Annotated in this window: 19 protein-coding genes; 14 read left to right on the top strand and 5 right to left on the bottom strand. The window is 72.0% G+C overall.

Annotated elements, in window-relative coordinates; translation table 11 throughout:
• Positions 1–34: 34 nt before the first annotated feature.
• A complete protein-coding gene (gene guaD, locus NYP07_RS14405; protein WP_268151613.1) occupies positions 35–1,354 on the top strand; it encodes a guanine deaminase in 1,320 nt (439 codons plus the stop codon).
• Positions 1,355–1,453: 99 nt separating this feature from the next.
• Entirely contained in the window at positions 1,454–1,651 is a 198-nt protein-coding gene (locus NYP07_RS14400) for a hypothetical protein (protein ID WP_268151611.1), read from the top strand.
• On the opposite strand, the gene NYP07_RS14395 is transcribed toward NYP07_RS14400, so the two are convergent.
• Positions 1,648–2,418 carry a substrate-binding periplasmic protein gene (locus NYP07_RS14395; RefSeq protein WP_268151609.1) on the bottom strand — a complete coding sequence of 257 codons (771 nt, stop codon included), beginning with the start codon at positions 2,416–2,418 and terminating at the stop codon, positions 1,648–1,650. The genes NYP07_RS14400 and NYP07_RS14395 overlap by 4 nt on opposite strands.
• Positions 2,419–2,474: 56 nt before the next feature.
• The gene (locus NYP07_RS14390) at positions 2,475–3,023 is read right to left on the bottom strand and encodes an NUDIX hydrolase (RefSeq protein ID WP_268151607.1); all 549 of its coding nucleotides are present in this window, start codon (positions 3,021–3,023) and stop codon (positions 2,475–2,477) included.
• A 31-nt stretch (positions 3,024–3,054) separates the two neighbouring features.
• On the opposite strand from NYP07_RS14390, the gene maiA reads away from it, so the two are divergent.
• Positions 3,055–3,690, top strand: a complete 636-nt coding sequence (gene maiA / locus NYP07_RS14385) for a maleylacetoacetate isomerase (RefSeq protein ID WP_268151751.1) — start codon at positions 3,055–3,057, stop codon at positions 3,688–3,690.
• Positions 3,680–4,408 carry a purine nucleoside phosphorylase YfiH/LACC1 family protein gene (locus tag NYP07_RS14380; protein WP_268151605.1) on the top strand — a complete coding sequence of 243 codons (729 nt, stop codon included), beginning with the start codon at positions 3,680–3,682 and terminating at the stop codon, positions 4,406–4,408. Before maiA ends, NYP07_RS14380 begins: the two co-directional genes overlap by 11 nt.
• Here the strand turns inward: NYP07_RS14380 and NYP07_RS14375 are convergent.
• Positions 4,328–4,594, bottom strand: coding sequence for a hypothetical protein (locus NYP07_RS14375; protein WP_268151603.1), 267 nt, complete (start codon positions 4,592–4,594; stop codon positions 4,328–4,330). The two genes, NYP07_RS14380 and NYP07_RS14375, sit on opposite strands and share 81 nt — an antisense overlap.
• Positions 4,595–4,720: 126 nt before the next feature.
• Between NYP07_RS14375 and phaC the strand changes: the two genes are divergently transcribed.
• The 4 genes from phaC to NYP07_RS14355 all read left to right on the top strand — a co-directional run bounded on the left by phaC (position 4,721) and on the right by NYP07_RS14355 (position 8,969).
• On the top strand, positions 4,721–6,406 hold the full coding sequence (phaC, locus tag NYP07_RS14370; protein ID WP_378990090.1) for a class I poly(R)-hydroxyalkanoic acid synthase: 1,686 nt from the start codon (positions 4,721–4,723) through the stop codon (positions 6,404–6,406).
• Between the two features lie 14 nt (positions 6,407–6,420).
• The gene (locus tag NYP07_RS14365; RefSeq protein WP_268151601.1) at positions 6,421–7,605 is read left to right on the top strand and encodes an acetyl-CoA C-acetyltransferase; all 1,185 of its coding nucleotides are present in this window, start codon (positions 6,421–6,423) and stop codon (positions 7,603–7,605) included.
• A gap of 31 nt (positions 7,606–7,636) precedes the next feature.
• Positions 7,637–8,374 (top strand): acetoacetyl-CoA reductase, encoded by a 738-nt coding sequence (phbB, locus tag NYP07_RS14360; RefSeq protein ID WP_268151599.1) that lies wholly within the window; start codon positions 7,637–7,639, stop codon positions 8,372–8,374.
• Between the two features lie 136 nt (positions 8,375–8,510).
• A complete protein-coding gene (locus NYP07_RS14355) occupies positions 8,511–8,969 on the top strand; it encodes a hypothetical protein (protein ID WP_268151597.1) in 459 nt (152 codons plus the stop codon).
• Positions 8,970–8,997: 28 nt separating this feature from the next.
• Here the strand turns inward: NYP07_RS14355 and NYP07_RS14350 are convergent, their stop codons facing one another.
• The gene (locus tag NYP07_RS14350; protein ID WP_268151595.1) at positions 8,998–9,606 is read right to left on the bottom strand and encodes a helix-turn-helix transcriptional regulator; all 609 of its coding nucleotides are present in this window, start codon (positions 9,604–9,606) and stop codon (positions 8,998–9,000) included.
• 104 nt (positions 9,607–9,710) lie between these two features.
• On the opposite strand from NYP07_RS14350, the gene NYP07_RS14345 reads away from it, so the two are divergent.
• Entirely contained in the window at positions 9,711–12,422 is a 2,712-nt protein-coding gene (locus tag NYP07_RS14345) for an ATP-binding protein (protein ID WP_268151593.1), read from the top strand.
• A gap of 11 nt (positions 12,423–12,433) precedes the next feature.
• On the opposite strand, the gene NYP07_RS14340 is transcribed toward NYP07_RS14345, so the two are convergent.
• Positions 12,434–15,103, bottom strand: coding sequence for a tetratricopeptide repeat-containing sensor histidine kinase (locus NYP07_RS14340; protein ID WP_268151591.1), 2,670 nt, complete (start codon positions 15,101–15,103; stop codon positions 12,434–12,436).
• Between the two features lie 218 nt (positions 15,104–15,321).
• Here NYP07_RS14340 and NYP07_RS14335 point away from each other — a divergent pair, with 218 nt between their 5' ends.
• The 5 genes from NYP07_RS14335 to NYP07_RS14315 are packed head-to-tail and all read left to right on the top strand — an operon-like array spanning position 15,322 to position 19,695.
• Positions 15,322–16,308, top strand: a complete 987-nt coding sequence (locus NYP07_RS14335; protein ID WP_268151589.1) for a YncE family protein — start codon at positions 15,322–15,324, stop codon at positions 16,306–16,308.
• Positions 16,305–17,096: a polysaccharide deacetylase family protein gene (locus tag NYP07_RS14330; protein WP_268151587.1), complete on the top strand. Its 792-nt coding sequence runs from the start codon at positions 16,305–16,307 to the stop codon at positions 17,094–17,096. Before NYP07_RS14335 ends, NYP07_RS14330 begins: the two co-directional genes overlap by 4 nt.
• Positions 17,093–18,070, top strand: a complete 978-nt coding sequence (locus tag NYP07_RS14325) for a sterol desaturase family protein (protein ID WP_268151585.1) — start codon at positions 17,093–17,095, stop codon at positions 18,068–18,070. Before NYP07_RS14330 ends, NYP07_RS14325 begins: the two co-directional genes overlap by 4 nt.
• Positions 18,070–18,900 carry an EI24 domain-containing protein gene (locus NYP07_RS14320; protein WP_268151583.1) on the top strand — a complete coding sequence of 277 codons (831 nt, stop codon included), beginning with the start codon at positions 18,070–18,072 and terminating at the stop codon, positions 18,898–18,900. Before NYP07_RS14325 ends, NYP07_RS14320 begins: the two co-directional genes overlap by 1 nt.
• Before the next feature lie 3 nt (positions 18,901–18,903).
• Complete coding sequence (locus NYP07_RS14315; protein WP_268151581.1) at positions 18,904–19,695, top strand: competence/damage-inducible protein A; 792 nt, start codon at positions 18,904–18,906, stop codon at positions 19,693–19,695.
• The last annotated feature ends 136 nt before the right edge of the window (positions 19,696–19,831 follow it).

Raw genomic sequence — 19,831 nt, 5'->3', positions numbered from 1 at the left:
CCTCGATTGTCCGACCTTGCCTCAGAATTGCCATATGAGTTTTACTAACAAGGAAAAATTCTCGGATGCCCCGCGCCGATGGGCGCTGCGTGGCGACCTGCTCGATTTCACGGCCGCACCGGCCTGGGGCGATGCCGAGTCGCCGGCGGTGCGTTTCGACCGCGACCACTGGCTGCTGATCGAGGACGGCCGCATCGTCGGCCGCCAGGCCGCCGAGCCCGACGAGAGCTGGGCGCGCGACGACCATGCCGGCCGGCTCGTGCTGCCGGGCTTCATCGACACCCATGTCCATTGCCCGCAGCTGGAGGTCATCGCCTCCTATGGCAGCGAGCTGCTGGACTGGCTCGAGCGCTACACCTTCCCGGCCGAGGCGGCCTTTGCCGACCCGGCGCGCAGCCGTGCGGGGGCCGAGGTCTTCCTGGATGCGCTGCTGGCCAGCGGCACGACCTCGGCCGTCGTCTTCCCGACGGTGCACAAGGTCTCGGCCGAGGCGCTGTTCGAGGGCGCCGCGGCGCGCGGCATGCGCCTGGTCACCGGCAAGGTGCTGATGGACCGTCATGCGCCCGACGGGCTGCGCGACGACGTCGAACAGGCCGAGCGCGACTGCGTCGACCTGATCGACCGCTTTCACGGCCAGGGCGGCCCGTACCAGCGCCTGGCCTATGCGGTGACGGTGCGCTTCGCGCCCACCAGCACGCCGGCCCAACTGGCGATGGCCGGCGCGCTGTGCCGCGCCGACGCCAGCCTCTATATGCAGACCCACGTCGCCGAGAACCGCGCCGAGGTCGACTGGGTGGCCCGGCTCTTTCCCGAGGCGCGCAGCTATCTCGACGTCTACGAGCGCGTCGGCCTCGTGCACGAGCGCGCCGTGCTGGCCCACGGCATCTGGCTGGACGATGCCGACAGGCGCCTTCTCGCCGCGCGCGGCGCCCAGGTGGCGCATTGCCCGTCGAGCAATCTCTTCCTGGGCAGCGGGCTGTTCGACTGGCCGGGCGCGGGTTTCAACGTCAGCCTCGCGTCCGACGTCGGCGGCGGCACCTCGCTGAGCCTGCCGCGCAACCTGCTCGACGCCTACAAGATCCAGGCCCTGCGCGGCGCGCGCCTGACGGCCTGGGTGGCCCTGCACGCGGCCACGCGCGGCGCGGCCGGGGCGCTGCGCCTGGGCGGCGAGATCGGCGGGCTGTCGGCCGGCCAGGCGGCCGACATCTGCGTCTGGGACTGGGCCCGGGGGCCGGTCGCGCAGGCGCGTGACGCGGTGGCCCGCGAGTTGCACGAGCGCGTCTTCGCGTGGATGACGCTGGCCGACGAGCGCAATCTCGCGGCCTGCTACGTCGCCGGCCGGCGGCGCGTATGAACCGCCGGCCCCGCGAATCCATCGTTTCGTCGCAAGCCGGATGAATGGCGACCTGGGTCTGGCTAGAGTCGGCCGTGTTCCCTCCGAGGAGTGCTTGCGATGCTGACCTTCCTGCTCTGGATTGCCCTGTTCCCGATCTGCTGGCCGCTGGCGCTGCTGGCCCTGGTGGCCTGGCCGCTGGTCTGGCTGATCACGCTGCCCTTCAGGCTGCTGGGCATCGCGGTCGAGGGCGTCTTCGAGCTGCTGCGCGCCATCGTCATGCTGCCGGCGCGCGTGCTCGGCGGCGGACGGCGCTAGGCGGCCGTGACCGGGCGGTCCACGCCCCAGCGCCGGTACAGCTCGGCCGCCGAGCCCGTGCGCAGCCACTGCTCGAAGGCCTGGTCGTAGCGCTGCGACAGCGCCTCGCCGCCGGCGCTGCGGGCGAAGGCCATGTGGCCGTGCAGCACGTCCAGCGGCGGCGAGCAGCGCACCACGGCATCCGCCAGGTTCAGCCTCTGCAGCACCGGCTGGCAGTTGCGGTCGTTAGCCGCGAACAGCTCGACGCGGCGCTTCATCAGCATCTGCAGGCCGGCGTCCACGCTCTGCACCCAGGTCAGCTGGCCCAGCAGGGGCTTCATGCGTTCGAAGCGGCTGCCATAGGCCCAGCCGCGCACGGCGGCCACGGGCGTCTGGGCGAGCCCGGAGATTTCGCCCGTCCAGCGGGCCTCCTCGCCGCGGCGGGCATACCAGACCATGGCGTCCGAATAGAAGGAGCGCACGCTGAACAGCATGCGCGTCTCGCGCTCCGGTGTGCGGTAGGGGCCGATGAGGATGTCGGCCTCGCCCTGTTCCAGCGTCAGTTGGGCGCGCGACCAGGGCATCCATTCGCAGCGCACGCCGTCGCCGAAAAGCTGGCCCAGCAGGTCCACGGCCAGGCCCCGCGGCGCCTGGCCCTCGCCGCCCTCGAAGATGCGCGCGAACTGTGAGCCCACCGCGCGCAGCAGCGTCGCGCGGGCCGGCTGCGCCAGCGCCAGCCCGCCCGTCCAGCCCAGCCCCGCCTTGCACCACGAGCGTCGTGTCGGCATGCCCAGCTCCCTGTATTCGGAGGGTTCGGCGATGATGCGCGAGCCGCCCGCCGCGATCAAGGGATGTCGATGTCGTGCAGGCCGTAGCCGCTGCCGCGGCGGCGGTCCTCGAAGAAGCAGCGCAGCGTCTCGCGCGTCGTCTTGAAGGCGATCTCGTCCCAGGGGATCTCGCTCTCGGCGAAGAGGCGCGCCTCCAGCGATTCCGGCCCCGGGTTGAAGGCCGGCGAGCGCAGCCGCGCGCGGTAGAAGACGTGGACCTGGCCCACGCGCACGACGTTGAGCACGGTGTAGAGCGGCCCCATCTCGACGTCGGCGCCGGCCTCCTCCTGCGTCTCGCGCAGCGCGCCCTCGGCCGTCGTCTCGCCCAGCTCCATGAAGCCGGCCGGCAGCGTCCACAGGCCGTAGCGCGGCTCGATCGCGCGGCGGCACAGCAGCACGCGGCCATCGGCCTCCCAGACCGGCAGCGTGCCGACCACGTTCAGCGGGTTCTGGTAGTGGACGCTGCCGCAGGCCGGGCAGACGGCGCGCTCGCGGTTGTCGTCGGGCGGGATGCGGTAGTCCACGGTGGTGCCGCAGTTCGGGCAATGCTTGAAGCGCGTCAACATCGGGCCAGTTTAGAGGGCCAAAATGAAGACCATGAAGCTCTACAACTACTTCCGTTCGTCGGCCTCCTGGCGCGTGCGCATCGGCCTCGCGATGAAGGGCCTGGACTACGACTACCTGCCCATCCACCTCGCGAAGAACGAGCAGTTCGCCGGGCCGTTCGCGAACCAGCAGGTGTCCCACCTCGTCCCCGCGCTGGTGCTGGACGACGGCCGCTGGCTGAGCCAGTCCATGGCCATCCTGGAATACCTGGAAGAGACCCATGCCGAGCCGCCGCTGCTGCCGCGCGACCCGGTCGCGCGGGCGCAGGTCAGGGCGCTGGCCCAGGACATCGGCTGCGACATCCACCCGGTCAACAACCTGCGCGTGCTGCGCTACCTGAAGAACGACCTCGGCCATCCGCAGGACGAGGTGGACCGCTGGTACCGCCACTGGATCGCGACGGGCCTGGGCATCGTCGAGCAGCGCCTGGCGGCGACGGCCGGCCGCTTCAGCTTCGGCGACGCGCCCGGGCTGGCCGACTGTCTGCTCGTGCCCCAGGTCTACAACGCGCAGCGTTTCGAATGCCCGCTGGAGGCCTACCCGACGGTGATGCGCGTCAACGCCGCCTGCCTGGAGCTGCCGGCCTTCGCGAACACGCATCCGAGCGCCTGCCCCGATGCGGCCTGACGCGGGCTGGCTGAGGCCGGACTGGCCTGGCGTGACCGCCTTCATGACGACGCGCGGGCTCAATTTCGGCCGCAGGTCCGGCGACCCCGACGAGGTGCGCGCCAACCGCGCGAGCCTGGCCGGGCTGCTCGGTGCGCGACCCGTCTTCCTGGACCAGGTGCATGGCGCCGAGGTCGTGCGCCTGCGCGCCGACTGGCATGACGACAACGCGCCGCAGGCGGACGCCGCCGTGTCCACCGACCGCGGGCTGGCCGTGGCCATCCTCGTGGCCGACTGCCTGCCGGTGCTGTTGGCCGCGCCGGGCGGCGTGGCCGGCGCCCATGCGGGCTGGCGCGGCCTGGCCGCGGGCGTGCTGGAGAACACCGTGGCCGAGCTGTGCAGCGCGGCTTGCTGCGGGCCCGGCGAGGTCAGGGCCTGGCTCGGCGCCTGCATCGGCCCCGAGGCCTTCGAGGTCGGCCCCGAGGTCGTGCGGGCCTTCGGGCGGGAGCCGCTTGACCGTGACCAGCCCGGCTTCCTCTACCGCCCCAACCCCGAGCCGCGCTGGCGTGCAGACCTCGCTCTGCTGGCCCGCGATCGCCTGCGGGCCGCCGGCGTGGGCGAGGTCAGCGGCGGCGGCTGGTGCACGCTGACCGAGGACTCACGCTTCTTCTCGTTCCGCGGCGAGGCCCTCGGCCGGCCCCGTGGGCGGATGGCCGCCTGCATCGCCCTCGGCCGCTAGTTCCGCGGCGCGCCGGCGCCGCCGGCGGCCCGGCGTGCCGAGGATGTAGAGCAGCAGGCCCAGCGGCAGCACGCCGTAGAGCATCAGCGTGACGAAGGCGCCCAGCAGCGTGCCCTGCGGGCTCAGCGCTTCGGCGGCGGCCATCAGCAGCGCGACGTAGGCCCAGGCAAGGGCGACGAGGTACATGGCGGCGAGAGTGTCATGGGCGCGTCAGCGCACGGGGTTACAAAGCCGTGTCGGCAAGATGTGGCAAGCTTATTGCAGCGGCCAATGCAAGACCGCTTGCGGCGATGACGGAGATCCGAGGAATACATGGCCACTCGCAAGAAGAACGACGCCCTGCCCCCGATGGAGGGCCAGGCCTTTGCGGAGCTGATGCAGCAGATGGCGCAGCTGCCGCAGATCTCGCCGGCCACGCTGGCCGAGCTGCAGGCCGGCTACATGCAGCAGGCCACGGCGCTTTGGAATGCGTCGCTCGGCCAGGGCGAGGCCCCGGCCGTCAGCGACCGGCGCTTCGCGGCGCCCGAATGGCGCGCCAACCCGGCCGCCAGCTTCATGACCCAGCTCTATCTGCTCAACGGCCGCACGCTGCAGCAGATGGCCGGCGCCGTCGAGGCCGACGACAAGACCAAGGCGCGCATCCGCTTTGCCGTGCAGCAGTTCGTCGATGCCGCGTCGCCGAGCAACTTCCTGGCGCTGAACCCCGAGGCGCAGAAGCTCGCGCTGGACAGCAGTGGCGAGACGCTGTCGCGCGGCCTGCAGAACCTGTGGGGCGACGTGCAGCGCGGCCATGTGTCGCAGACCGACGAGAGCGCCTTCGAGGTCGGCAGGAACGTCGCCACGACGGCCGGCAGCATCGTCTACGAGAACGAGCTCTTCCAGCTCATCGAATACGCGCCGCTGACGGCCGAGGTCAAGGCCCGGCCGCTGCTGATGGTGCCGCCCTGCATCAACAAGTTCTACATCCTCGACCTGCAGCCCGACAACTCGCTGATCCGCTATGCGGTGGCCGAGGGCAACCGCGTCTTCGTCGTCAGCTGGCGCAACCCGGACGAATCGGTCAGGCACCTGGGCTGGGACGACTACATCGAGCAGGGCGCCATCCAGGCCATCCGCGTCGCGCAGGAGATTTCGGGCCAGGACAGGATCAACACGCTGGGCTTCTGCGTCGGCGGCACCATCCTCGCCACCGGCCTGGCCGTGCTGGCCGCGCGCGGCGAACAGCCGGCCGCCAGCGTCACGCTGCTGACCACGCTGCTGGACTTCGCCGACAACGGCATCCTGGACATCTTCGTCGACGAGGCCAGCGTGCGCCTGCGCGAGGCCACGCTCGGCCCCGACTCGCCCAAGGGCCCGCAGTTGCTGCACGGCCAGGAGCTGGCCACGACCTTCAGCTTCCTGCGGCCCAACGACCTGGTCTGGAACTATGTCGTCGGCAACTACCTGAAGGGCGAGGCGCCGCCGCCCTTCGACCTGCTGTACTGGAACGGCGACTCGACCAACCTGCCCGGCCCGATGTACTGCTGGTATCTGCGCCACACCTATCTGCAGAACGAGCTGAAGGAGCCGGGCCGGCTGACCGTCTGCGGCGAGAAGCTCGACCTCGGCGCCATCGACGCCCCCGTCTACATCTACGGCTCGCGCGAGGACCACATCGTGCCCTGGCACGCGGCCTACCGCAGCACGCAGATCTTGAAGGGCAGGAAGCGCTTCGTGATGGGCGCGTCGGGCCATATCGCCGGCGTCATCAACCCGCCGCCCAAGCCCGGCAAGCCGGCCAGGCGCAGCCACTGGATCGCCAAGGGTGCGGCCCTGCCGGCCGACCCCGAGGCCTGGTTCAAGAGCGCGACCGAACACGCCGGCAGCTGGTGGCCAGACTGGTCCGCTTGGCTGGCCTCGCATGCCGGCACGCCCCAGCCTGCGCCCAAGGCGCCGGGCAACCGCAAATACAAATCCATCGAGCCGGCGCCGGGCCGGTACGTCAAGGTCAAAGCCTGAAAGGAAGTGGAACCATGAGCAAGCAAGACATCGTCATCGTCGCCGCCGCGCGCACCGCCATCGGCAAGTTCGGCGGCACCCTCGCCAAGACGCCCGCCAGCGAGCTTGGGGCTGCCGTCATCCAGGACCTGCTGCGCCGCACCGGCCTGCAGGGCGACCAGATCAACGAGGTCATCCTCGGCCAGGTGCTGACGGCCGGCGTGGGCCAGAACCCGGCCCGTCAGGCCGTCATCAAGTCCGGCCTGCCCCAGGCCGTGCCGGCCATGACCATCAACAAGGTCTGCGGCTCGGGCCTGAAGGCCGTCATGCTGGCAGCCCAGGCCATCCGCGACGGCGACAGCGAGATCGTCATCGCCGGCGGCCAGGAGAGCATGAGCATGAGCCCGCACGTGCTCAACGGCTCGCGCGACGGCCAGCGCATGGGCGACTGGAAGATGGTGGACACCATGATCGTCGACGGCCTGTGGGACGTGTACAACCAGTACCACATGGGCATCACCGCCGAGAACGTCGCGAAGAAGTACGGCATCGGCCGCGAGCAGCAGGACGCGCTCGCGCTGGCCAGCCAGCAGAAGGCCGCCGCGGCCCAGGACGCCGGCCGCTTCAAGGACGAGATCGTGCCGTTCAGCATCGCGCAGAAGAAGGGCGACCCCATCGTCTTCGCCGCTGACGAGTTCATCAACCGCAAGTCCACCGCCGACGCGCTGGCGGGCCTGCGTCCGGCCTTCGACAAGGCCGGCAGCGTGACGGCCGGCAATGCCTCGGGCCTGAACGACGGCGCGGCCGGCGTGGTCGTCATGACCGCCGCCAAGGCCGCAGCGCTCGGCCTGAAGCCGCTGGCGCGCATCGCCTCCTATGCCTCGGCCGGTCTGGATCCGGCCTACATGGGCATGGGCCCGGTGCCTGCCGCCCGCAAGGCCCTGGAGCGCGCCGGCTGGAAACCCGCCGACCTGGACCTGCTCGAGATCAACGAAGCCTTCGCGGCCCAGGCCTGTGCCGTGCACAACGAGATGGGCTGGGACACCAGCAAGGTCAACGTCAACGGCGGCGCCATCGCGCTGGGCCACCCCATCGGCGCCAGCGGCTGCCGCGTGCTCGTCACGCTGTTGCACGAGATGGCCAAGCGCGATGCCAAGAAGGGCATCGCTTCCCTGTGCATCGGCGGCGGCATGGGCGTCGCCCTGACCGTCGAACGTTGATACCCTCACCCACCACAACAGGAGACATTCAATGAGCCAGAAGATTGCCTACGTCACCGGGGGCATGGGCGGTATCGGTACCGCCATTTGTCAGAAGCTGGCCAAGGCCGGCTTCAAGGTCATCGCCGGTTGTGGCCCCAGCCGTGACTACCAGAAGTGGCTGGATGAGCAGAAGGCCCTGGGCTTTGCATTCCACGCCTCGGTCGGCAATGTGGCCGACTGGGACTCGACGGTCGAGGCCTTCCAGAAGGCCATCTCCGAGCATGGCGCCATCGACGTGCTGGTCAACAACGCCGGCATCACGCGCGACCGCATGTTCCTGAAGATGAGCCCCGACGACTGGAAGGCCGTCATCGACACCAACCTGAACTCCATGTTCAACGTGACCAAGCAGGTCGTGCCCGGCATGGTGGAAAAGGGCTGGGGCCGCATCATCCAGATCAGCTCGGTCAACGGCGAGAAGGGCCAGGCCGGCCAGACCAACTACTCGGCCGCCAAGGCCGGCATGCACGGCTTCACGATGGCCCTGGCCCAGGAGCTGGCGAGCAAGGGCGTGACGGTCAACACCGTCAGCCCCGGCTATATCGGCACCGACATGGTCAAGGCCATCAAGCCCGAGATCCTGGAGAAGATCGTCGCGACCATCCCGGTCAGGCGCCTGGGCACGCCGGAGGAGATCGGCTCCGTCGTGACCTGGCTGGCCGGCGAGGACAGCGGCTTCACGACCGGCGCGGACTTCTCCTGCAACGGCGGCCTGCACATGGGGTGATGCTGGGGCACTCCCCAGTCTTGCGTAGTCAACACTACCTGGCCTGAGGAACGAGGCCCTGGGCCGGGGCAGTGGGGCGACCTATCTTGAAGTCGAGCGCGCCATAGCGCTCGACATTCAACACAAGGAGGTCGCCATGTTCCATCGCATCATTCCGCTGCTGGCCCTCGGTGCCGGCCTGGCTTGCCTGCCGGCGGCCCGCGCCCAGACCAGCCTGCCCCTCGTGGGCATCAGCGCCCAGCGTGCCGCCGAACCGGCCGCGCCGCGTGCCGACGTCTCCCGCGTCTGCCCCGGCTACGGCGAGGTGCTGCGCGAGCGCCTGCAGCTGCCGTCGGTCGAGCAGCCCACCGACATGGTGGTGCGCTTCCGTCTCGACGAAGGCGCGGTCGACCAGGTCAGGTTCCGCCGCGCGCCGCCCGAACTGCGCAACGCCATCCGCCGCGTCATCTATGACCTCAAGTGCACGGGCGACGGCCAGGCCAACCAGCAGTTCGCCTTCGTGCTGAGCGTGCTGCCCGAGGGCGACGAGGCGACCCAGCGGCTGGCGCTCAAGCCCGAGTCCGAGGTGCTGGCCGCCGTCAGGGCGGCCGACTGAGACCGGGGCCGCCAGGCGCGGCCCCAGCTCAACCGGGCAGGGCCTCCGCACTGCCCAGCCAGCGCAGCAACTGGGCCAGCGACGGCGCATGGCTTTTCAGCAGCAGCCGCCTTACATGACCGCGGGCCGTGCTCAGCGTGATGTCGAGCTGGCGCGCGACGGCCTCGGGCATCTGGCCGTCGGCCAGCAGCAGCAGCACGCAGCGCTCGGCGGGGCTGAGCCGGAATTGCTCGCTGAGGGCGTCGATGCGGGCGCGCTGCGTCAGCTCGGGCCGGTCCAGGTGCAGGCTGAGCAGCCGCGTGTCGGCCGGCCAGGCCGTCATGCGCGCCACGAGCTCGGGCAGGGGCATGGCCTGCAGCCATCCGGTGCGCCGGCTGGCCGGCAGCCACAGCGCCATCTGCGGCGGGCTCAGCCGCAGCAGCGCCTCCAGCGTCAGGGCCGGCAGCGAACCCAGCTGCATCAGCCGGCCGGCGGCCTGGCCGACTTCGGTTCGAAGCGCTTCGGCCGCCGCATTCGCGAAGACCAGTTCGCGCGTCGGCCGCAGCACCCAGATCGGCAGCGGCAGCTGGGCCCAGAGCTGGAGCGCCGACGGCGGCGCGGCCGTGGACCGCGAGGGCCAGACAGTCGGTGCATTCAAGGGCGGTGACTCCCGATTTTGAGGATGTGATGACGGCGGTGCCTCGACAGAATGCCTGGGCGCGAGCCGCGGGCCCAGGGGCGGGACCGCCAGATTTCGCCGTCGTGCGGCCCTTCAGCCTAGGGGGCGTCATGGAGCTGCTGGAAAGAGCCGAGGCCCTGGAGCAGGCCCAGGCATCGCTGACGCGGGCGCGGGCCGGCCGGGGCGGCGTGCTGCTGCTCAGCGGCGAGGCTGGCATCGGCAAGACCAGCGTCGTGGCGGCCCTGGCCACCCAGGCCGTCGGGCTGACCGGCCTGCGCCTGCTGCGCGGCGGCTGCGAGGACCTGGGCTCCGCGCGGCCCCTCGGCCCGCTGCACGAGATGGCCCGCGGGCTGGCGCACGGCGAGGCCGCCGGCGCCCTGCTGGCCCTGCTGGCCGGCAATGCGCCGGCCGGCGAGGTCGGCGCCGCGCTGGTCGAGCTGCTCGACGATGCCCACGACCCCAGCCTGCTCGTCTTCGAGGACCTGCACTGGGCGGACGAGGCCACGCTGGACCTGATCAAGCATCTGGGGCGGCGCATCGCCCAGTTGCCGGCGCTGCTGCTGCTGAGCTACCGCAGCGACGAGGTGCATGCCGAGCATCCGCTGGGGCGGCTGCTCGGCGACCTGCCCGCGTCCTGCTGCACGCGGCTGGCGCTGGCGCCGCTGTCCGTGGGCGCCGTGGCCACGCTGTGCACGGCCGCCGGCCGCCCCGCCTCGACGGCACCCGCGCTGCATGCGGCCACGGCAGGCAATCCCTTCTTCGTCACCGAGGTGCTGGCCAGCGGCGTTGTCGATCTCGACCCGGGCGCCCCCGCTGCCGTGCCCAGCGGCGTGCGCGACGCGGTGCTGACGCGCATCCGCCGGCTGGCGCCCGAATTGCGCGAGGTGCTGAGCACGCTGTGCGTCGTGCCCGGCGGCGCCAGCCTGGCCCTGGCGCAGGCCCTGCTGCCCGACGCCGCGCCGGCCGTCGACGACTGCATCGCCCGGGGCCTGCTGGTGGCCCGCGGCGAGCTGCTGGCCTTTCGCCACGAGCTGGCGCGCCTGGCCGTGGCCGACCTGCTCGCGCCGATGCAGCGCCGCAGCCGCCATGCGGCCGTGCTGCAGGCCCTGCGCGGCCGGGTGTCGGGCGAGGCCACGCTGGCCCGGCTGGCCCACCATGCCAGCGCGGCCGGCGATGCCGCAGCGGTGCTGGAGTTCGCGCCCGCCGCCGCGGCCCAGGCCGCCGCCGTCGGCGCCCACCGCCAGGCCGCGCTGCTGCTGGCCATGGCCCTGCGCGTGGCCGATGCCGCGCCGCTGGCGCTGCGCGCCCAGCTGCATGAGAGCTGGTCCTACGAAGCCGGTCTGGCCCTGCGCATCGACGCCGAAGTCGTGCAGGCCCGCCACCGCGCGCTGGCGCTGTGGCGGCAACTGGGCCGTATCGACAAGATCGGCCTCAACCTGCGCTGGCTGTCGCGGCTGCACTGGTACCAGGGCGATGCGGCCGAGGCCGAGCGCTATGCGGCCGAGGCCGTCGAGGTGCTGCAGGCCCACCCGCCGGGGGCCGAACTGGCCTGGGCCTATGCGACCCGGGCCCAGCTGCACATGCTGCGGGACCGCGTCGAGCCGGCGCGGCTCTGGGGCGAGCGCGCGATGAGCCTGGCCAGGCGGCTCGGCGAGCGCGAGGTGCTGTGCCATGCGCTGAACTCGGTCGGCACGGCGACGCTGTTCGCCGGCCATGCCGAGGGCGCCGCGCTGCTCGAACGCAGCCTGGCCCTGGCGCGCGAGAGCGGCTTCCACGAGCAGGCCGCGCGGGCCTACAGCAACATCGCCGAGCATGCGGTCGTGTCCAAGGACTTCGCCCGCGCCGAGGTCTGGCTGGCCGAAGGCATCGCCTTCAACCGCCGCTTCGACCTCGATGCCTGGCGGCCCTATCTGGTCGGCTGGCAGGCCCAGCTGCGGCTGGAGCAGGGGCGCTACGAGGAGGCCCTGGCCATCGCCGCCGAGGTGCTGGCGATGTCGCGGCTGACCACCATCATGAAGCTGCCCGCGCTGACCGTGCGCGCCTGGACCTTGCTGCGCTGCGGCGCGCCCGAGGCCCGCGGAGTGCTGGACGAGGCGCTGGCCATCGCGCGGCCGACCCGGGAAGGGCACCGCATCCTGCCGCTGCTGCAGGCGCAGGCCGAGAGCCGCTGGCTGGCCGGCGACGAGGCCGGCGCCGCCGCCGCGCTGCAGACGCTGGGCGAGCTGCCCGAGCAGCAGTCCAGCCCCTGGGCGGCCGGCGCCCTCGCCACCTGGCTGCGGCGTTGCGGCCGTTCCGCGGCGCTGCCGGCGCGGCCGGCGGAGCCCTGGGCGCTGGAGCTGGCGGGCCGCCCCGACCTGGCCGCCGAGGCCTGGGCCCGGCTGGGCCTGCCCTTCGAGGCCGGCGTCGCGCGCCTGCAGCAGGCCCTGGCGGGCGACGCGCCCGAAGCGGCCCTGGCCGACGCGCAGCGCCTGCTCGCCCCGCTGGGCGCGGCGCCGGCGCTGGCCCGGCTGCAGGTGCTGGCGCGGCGGCACGGCCTGGCCCTGCAGCGCCGCCGCGGCCCCTATGCGCGGTCGCGGCAGCACCCCAACGGGCTGACCGGCCGCGAGCAGCAGGTGCTGGCCCTGCTGGCCGAGGGCCGCGCCAATGCCGACATCGCGGGCCGGCTGGGCCTGAGCTTGCGCACCGTCGAGCACCATGTGTCGGCCGTGCTGGCCAAGCTCGGCACCGAGGGCCGCGCCGAGGCCATTGCCAAGGCCTGGCGCGAAGGGCTGGTGCCCGGGGCCGCCCAGCGCTGATCCAGCTCCCGTCAGGGCGCCACGCGCGGCAGGTCCAGCACGAAGCGGCTGCCCTGGCCGGCGATGCTGTGGGCCAGGATGTGGCCGCCCAGCACCTGCTCGACGAGGCTGTGGCAGATGGCCAGGCCCAGGCCGTTGCCGCCCTGGCCGAAGCGGGTCGAGAAGAAGGGCTCGAAGACGCGGCGCAGCACGTCCGCCGTCATGCCGCGGCCGTCGTCGGCGACCTGCAGGCGGATCAGGTCGCCGGGCAGGGACAGCGCGCTGACCGAGATGCGCCCGGGCCGGCCGGGCAGCATGCCGTGCAGCAGCGCGTTGTTGACGAGGATGTCCAGCGCCTGGCCGAGCTGGTCGGCGTAGCTGTCGATGAGCAGGTCGGGCGGGATGTCGATGTCCAGCGCATGGCCGGCCTGCTCGGCGCGCTGCACCAGCGGGCGCAGGTGCAGCCGGCACCAGGTCGCCAGCTCGAACTGCAGGCGCTCGTGGCTGGCGCGCCGCTGGGCCATCTGCTTGAAGTTGCCGACCAGGCTGGCCGCCGTCTGCATGCTGCGCTCGATCAGGGCCAGCCCGTCCAGCGTGACCCGCGTCTGCTGCATCAGCTCCGAGCGGCGCAGAGGCGGCCCGCCGTCCAGGCGCGACTCCAGCTCGCGGTTGGCGGCCAGCAGCGTCGTCGCGGCCAGCAGGCTGTTGCCGATGGGCGTGTTCAGCTCATGGGCCACGCCGGCCACCATGGCGCCCAGCGCGGCGAGGCGCTCCTGGGCGATGACCTGGCGCTGCAGCACGGCCACGCGCTGGTAGGCGCGCGCGTTCTCGAGCGCGATGGCCGCATAGGCGGCGAGGTTGCGCAGGATCAGCAGCTCGCGCTCGCCATAGGCGCCGGCCGCGCGCGACCGCAGGCGCAGCACACCGACGAGCTGGCTGCCGACGGCCAGCGGCATCAGCAGCAGGTCGGTGCCGTCGCGCAGCAGCAGTTCGCGGCGCTCGCGGGCGCAGCGCGCGAGCTCGGGGTCCGGCGCGTCGCTGGGCAGCAGCAGCGTGCCCGCGGCCGGCGCCGGGCGCATCTGCTGGCCCTCGTCGAGCAGGAAGACGCCGAACTCGGCCACCTCCACCATCGCGCCGACGCGCTCGCGCAGCAGGCCCAGCACGCGCTCCGCATCGAGCTCGGCCGTCAGCTCCTGGCCCATCGCGCTGAGCTGCTGCAGCACCGCGTGGGCGTCCTCCAGCGCGGCCGAGCGGGCCGCCTCGGCGGCGGCCAGGCGGCGCAGGTGCTCGCTCTCGGTGCGCGCGCGGTCGACCTGGTGCTGCAGGTGGATGGCGCGCGAGCGCCGCCGGGCCTGCTCGCTCTGGCTGGACTCGCGCAGCGCGATCGCGCGCCGCGCCATGTCGAAGGCGGGCTGGTAGTGGCCCAGCATCGCGTGGGCGCGGGCCGCGCCGTCGAGCAGGGCCGGCGGCGGGCGGTAGCCGGGCAGGGCTTCGGCCTCGGCCAGGGCCTGCTCGTACAGCTGCAGCGCCTGGCCGGCATCGCCCCGGGCGAGGCGGATCTCGGCCAGCAGGCCCAGCACCTCCAGGCTCTGGCCGCGTTCCTGCTGGCGGCGCGCGGCGTCGAGGGCGCGGCACGCGGCGGCCTCGGCCTCGTCCAGCCGCTGCAGGCCCAGCAGCGCCCGGGCCAGGCCTTGGTCGGCGTCGATCTGCAGATCCACCGAGGCCTGCACGGCGGGGTGACGGGCCAGGCCCTCGAAGGCGGCCAGGCCGGCGGCGGCGTCGCCGACGTCCATCTCCAGGTGGGCGAGGTATTTGCGGGCCAGCGCGACGACGCGGGCGCCGGGTTCGCCGGCATGCGTCTGCAGGCATTCGGTCAGCAGCTCGCGGGCCTCGTCCAGCTCGCCCAGGCGGCGCAGCGCCTCGCCGGTCTGGGCCAGGCACAGGCCGTAAAGCCGCGGCCAGCCGGCCGCGCGGGCCAGGGCCAGCGCGCGGCGCTGCCAGTCGATGGCGCTCTCGAAGTCGTGGGCGCGCGTGAACGCGAAGCCGAGGTTGGTGGCCAGCACGATCGCGCGGCGGCGCTGGCCGGTCTGCAGTGCGAGCTCGAAGGCGGCCGTGAAGTCGGCGATGGCCTGCGGGAAGTTGGAGCCCATCGCCTCCAGGCAGCCGCGGAAGTCGCGCAGCGCGACCTCGCAGACCGGGTCGGCGCTGTGCGCGGGCAGGCGGCCAGCCCAATGGGCCTTGGCGGCACTGCGGTCGCGCAGCAGTTCGGCGCGCGCCGTGGAGGCCTGCATGAAGAGCAGGCGCCCTGCGTCGCCTGACTGGGCGGCCAGCGCGATGGCCGCATGCGTGGCGGCCTGCAGGGCGGCCTGGTCGCCGCGGTCCAGCGCGAGCTGGTAGCCCAGCCATTGGGCGTCGGCCTGGCCGACCGCATCGGCCGCGTCGGCAAAGGCCGCCAGGGCTTGGCGGCGCAGCGCCTCGGCCGCATCGAGCTGGCCGTCCAGGGCCTGGCATTCGGCCTCCACCAGCCAGCGCCGCGGGCCTTCGGTGGCGCGCGGCAGCAGCTCGCGCGCCCGCGCACCGTCACGCTGGCGCAGCGCCCAGGCCAGGGCCAGCGCCGCGTCGCCGCCGCCGCCCCGGGCCTGCGTCTCCAGCAGCGCGAGCTCGGCATCGGTCACGAACAGGGGCAGGGCGGGCAGCGGCATGTCGGCAATCCCCGGGGGCGCCTCACTATGATCCGCGCCGGTTTTTTCTGCCAGGGGCTTCGCGGCGGCCGCAGCGAAGAGGGCTCGGTGGCGGGTGGCGTGCCCGGGGGCGGCGACGAAGGCGCCGGCTTGACGCAGGTCAGAGCCCCGCAAACACCCCCGGGTAAACTCGATGCACAGGGCGGCGGCGTGCCGCCCTTTGCATTGGAGTGATCGGGATGTTGCGCAGTTGGGCCTTGGCCTTGGGTTGGGTGGTGGCGTTCGGGGCGCAGGCCCAGCAGGGGCGCCCGCCGGTCTTCGTGCTGAACTCGCTGGATGCCGACATCTCCGTCGTCGACCCGGCCAGCTTCAAGGTCATCAGGCGCATCCCGACGGGCAAGGAGCCGCATCACCTCTATCTGTCGCCGGACGAGAAGAGCCTCATCGTCGCCAACGCGCTGGGCGACTCGCTGACCTTCCTGAACCCGCGCACGGCCGAGGTGCAGCGCGTCGTGCGCGGCATCTCCGACCCCTACCACCTGCGCTTCTCGCCGGACATGAAGTGGTTCGTCACGGCCTCCAACCGGCTGGACTACGTCAGCCTCTACCGCTGGCAGGGCAGCGAGGCCAAGGAGCCGCTGCAGCTGGTCAAGCAGATCCCGGCGCCCAGGACGCCCAGCCACCTGAACATCGACAGCAGGAGCACGGTGGTCTACGCCAGCCTGCAGGACAGCAGCGAGCTGCTGGCCATCGACCTGGCCACGCAGACGGTGCGCTGGAAGCAGCCGGTGGGCCAGCTGCCGGCCGACATCTTCCTGACGCCCGACGACAAATTCCTGCTCGTCGCGCTGACCGGCGACCGCTTCGTCGAGGTCTGGGACGTGTCGGGCAAGGCGCCCCGGCTCGTCAAGCGCCTCCCCACCGGCGACGGCACGCATTCCTTCCGCGGCTGGGGTGACAAGCGCCACGTCCTCGTCAGCAACCGCGCCGGCAACACGATCAGCAAGATCGACTACGACAACTTCACGGTCGTCGACCAGTTTCCCGGCCCCGCCGGCCCGGACGACATGGAGGTGCTGGGCGACGGCAAGACCCTGCTCGTGACCTCGCGCTGGGCCGGCAAGCTGACCGAGATCGACACGACGACGCGCCGGGTCGTGCGCCAGGTCAAGGTCGGCAAGTCGCCGCACGGCATCTGGACGCTGGACCACCAGCCGCGCCAATGAAGGCCTTGCTCCTGGCGCTGGTGGCCACCGCGGCCGCTGCGCAGCCGGCTTGCGACAAGCCGGTCTACCTGAGCTTCGATACCGGCCATATGGGCGTCGCGCCGCTGATCGCGGAGACGCTGAAGAAGCACAACGCCAAGGCGACCTTCTTCCTCGCCAACGAGCCCACGCAGACCGGCGGCACGACGCTGGACGAGACCTGGGCGCCCTGGTGGCGCGAGCGCGCGGCCGAGGGCCATGACTTCGGTGCCCACACCTGGGACCACGATGTCTTCCTGGAGGATGTGGCGGACGCCGACGGCAGGGTCGTGCGCTTCAAGGTGCGCACCCAGGCCGGCATCAACCCGCCCGTCCTGCGCGAGCTGACGCCCGAGCAGTATTGCGACAGCCTGAAGAGGGTCGGCGAGCGCTTCACCGCGATGACGGGCAAGGCGCTGGCGCCCATCTTCCGCGCGCCCGCGGGGCGCACGTCCCCGGCGCTGCTGAACGCGGCCAAGGCCTGCGGCTTCACGCATGTCGGCTGGAGCCGCGCGGGCTTCCTGGGCGACGAGCTGCCCAGCCAGGCCTACCCGAACGCGCAGTTGCTGGAGAAGGCGCTGCGCGACATCCGGCCCGGCGACATCCTGATCGCCCACCTCGGCATCTGGCAGCGCCAGGACGCCTGGGCGCCGGCCGTGCTGGAGCCGCTGATGACCGGGCTGGAGCAGCGGGGCCTATGCTTCGCGCCGCTGCGCGAGCACCCGCGTTACGCGACACTGTTCAAGCCACCCGACCCCAGGAAACCGTGATCGACTGGATCAGCAACGCCTTCGACGCCGCGCAGCTCGCGCTGTACGAGTCCTTCGTGCAGCCCATCGTCTTCGGGCTGGGCTTCGGCAACCTGCTGGAGGACGCCTTCGACGCGACAGGCTGGCTGCTCTGGGGACTGATCCAGGTGGCGGTGCTGCTGCTGGGCATCGGCCTGCTGGAGCGGCGCTGGCCGGTCGAGCCGGTGACCGACCGCGGCGCCGTGCGCACCGACGTGCTCTACACGCTGATCCACCGCCTCGGCCTCGTGCGCCTGGCGATGTTCTTCGCCGTGCAGCCGGCCTGGGACGGCGTCGCCGGCCAGTTGCGCCTGGCCGGCCTGCCCACCTGGCAGCTCGACGCGCTGTGGCCCGGCGTGACCGACATCGCCTGGGTCAGTCTGGTGCTCTACCTTGTCGTCTTCGATTTCGTCGGCTACTGGCTGCACCGCTGGCAGCACCAGTTCAACTGGTGGTGGGCGCTGCACAGCCTGCACCACAGCCAGCGCCAGATGACGATGTGGAGCGACGACCGCAACCACCTGCTGGACGACGTCCTCATCGCCACCGCGTTCGCGCTGCTGGCCCGCCTCATCGGCGTCGAGCCGGGGCAGTTCGTCGCCATCACCGTCGTCACCCAGCTGCTGCAGAGCCTGCAGCACGCCAATGCGCGCATCGGCTTCGGCGCTTTCGGCGAGCGGCTGCTGATCAGCCCGCGCTTTCACCGCCGCCACCACAGCATCGGCATTGGCCACGAGAGCGAGGGCCGCGGCACGCTGGGCGGCCACAACTTCGGCGTGCTGCTGCCCTGGTGGGACATGCTGTTCCGCACGGCCGACTTCGAGCCCCGCTTCGACGCCACCGGCGTGCGCGACCAGCTGCCCGAGGAGGGCGCGCACGACTACGGCCACGGCTTCTGGCACCAGCAGTGGCTGGGCCTGAGCCGCCTCTTCGCCTCGTTTGGAAAGACCGCCTGATGCAGGGCCTCGTCGATGCCTTCTGGCGCGCCGCCGCCTACTGCCTGCACCCGCGCGTCATCGCGCTGTCGCTGCTGCCCCTCGTCATCTCCGGCGTGCTGGTGTTCGGCTTCATGTATTTCTTCTGGGAAGGCGCCATCGCCGGCGTGCGCGCGACGCTGGAAAGCTGGCGCCTCGTCGAAAGCCTGCTGCAATGGCTGGATGCCTGGGGCCTGCAGTCCCTGCGCAGCGCGCTGGCGGCGGTCGTCGTGCTGGCGGGCGTGGTGCCCGTCGTGCTGCTGCTGAGCCTGCTCCTCGTCGCGCTGTGCATGACGCCGGCCATCGTGCGCCTGGTGGCCGAGCGGCGCTTCCCGCTGCTCGAGAAGAAGCGCGGCGGCACGCTGCTGCAGAGCGTCGCGGCCTCGCTGGGCGCCACGCTGGTGGCCCTGGTGCTCATCGTGCTGTCCATCCCGCTGTGGCTGATCCCGCCGCTGGTCATGGTGCTGCCGCCGCTGATCTGGGGCTGGTTGACCTACCGCGTGTTCGGCTACGACGTGCTGGCCGAGCATGCTTCGGCGGAAGAGCGCCGGGCCCTGCTGCGCGAGCACCGCATCCCCATGCTGGCCATGGGTGTCGTCTGCGGCTACCTCGGCGCGGCGCCGTCGCTGATCTGGGCCTTCGGTGCGATGGCCATCGTCTTCGCGCCCTTCCTCGTGCTGCTGGCGATCTGGCTCTACACGCTGGTGTTCGCCTTCTCCACCGCCTGGTTCGCGCACTATGCGCTCGCGGCCCTGCAGGCGCGGCGCGCGGCGGAACCGGTGGCCGAGTCCGCCGTCCTTCTGGAAGCCTGAAACATGCAGATCGGCCTGCTCATCATTGGCGACGAGATCCTTTCGGCCAAGCGCCAGGACTCGCACCTGGCCAAGTTCATCGAGCTGCTCGCGCAGCGCGGCATGCAACTCGCGTGGGCCCAGTACCTGGGCGACGACCGCGAGCTGTTGACGGCTCGGCTGCGCGAGGCCTTCGCCAGCGGCGACCTCGTCGTGAGCTGCGGCGGCATCGGCGCCACGCCCGACGACCACACGCGCCAGGCCGCCGCCGCCGCGCTCGGCCGGCCGCTGGCCCTGCACCCCGAGGCGCGCGAGCTGATCTGGCAGCGCATCCGGCAGATGGCCCGGGAGCAGGGCAAGACCGTCACGGCCGACGAGCCGGACAGCCTGCGCCGCTTCGAGATGGGCGTCTTCCCCGACGGCGCCGGCATCGTCCCCAACCCCTTCAACAGGATCCCCGGCTTCTTCGTCGGCAACGTGCACTTCCTGCCCGGCTTCCCGGTCATGGCCCATCCGATGATGGCCTGGGTGCTGGACCGCTACCCGCAGCTGCACCGCGAGGTCGGCGTCACCGAGCGCTCGCTGATCGTGCAGGGCGCGATGGAGGCCAGCCTGACGCCGCTGATGGAGGCCATCGAGGCCGGGTTCGCCGGCATCAAGGTCTTCAGCCTGCCCAGCGTCGACCATCCGCAGTGGGGGCGCTGCATCGAGCTGGGTGTGAAGGGCGACGCGCAACGCCTTTCTCCGGCCTACGACGCCCTCAAACAGGGCGTGATCCAGTTTGGTGCGTCCATCAGCACTGAGCTGGTGCGATAGTCCTCGCGCCGTCACTGACGCCGTCACATAATGCCCGGCGCTGCCTCGCGACAACCCATGTCGGTGCACTCTGGCATGCAACCTGCTTTGATTTCCTCCGTGGCCGCTGGCGCGTGTGCGCTGGCGGCGGCAACCC

Source organism: Pelomonas aquatica (assembly GCF_026712205.1).
In the GTDB taxonomy this organism is placed as follows: domain Bacteria; phylum Pseudomonadota; class Gammaproteobacteria; order Burkholderiales; family Burkholderiaceae_C; genus Pelomonas; species Pelomonas aquatica.
This window is presented reverse-complemented; position numbering and strand designations above follow the sequence as displayed.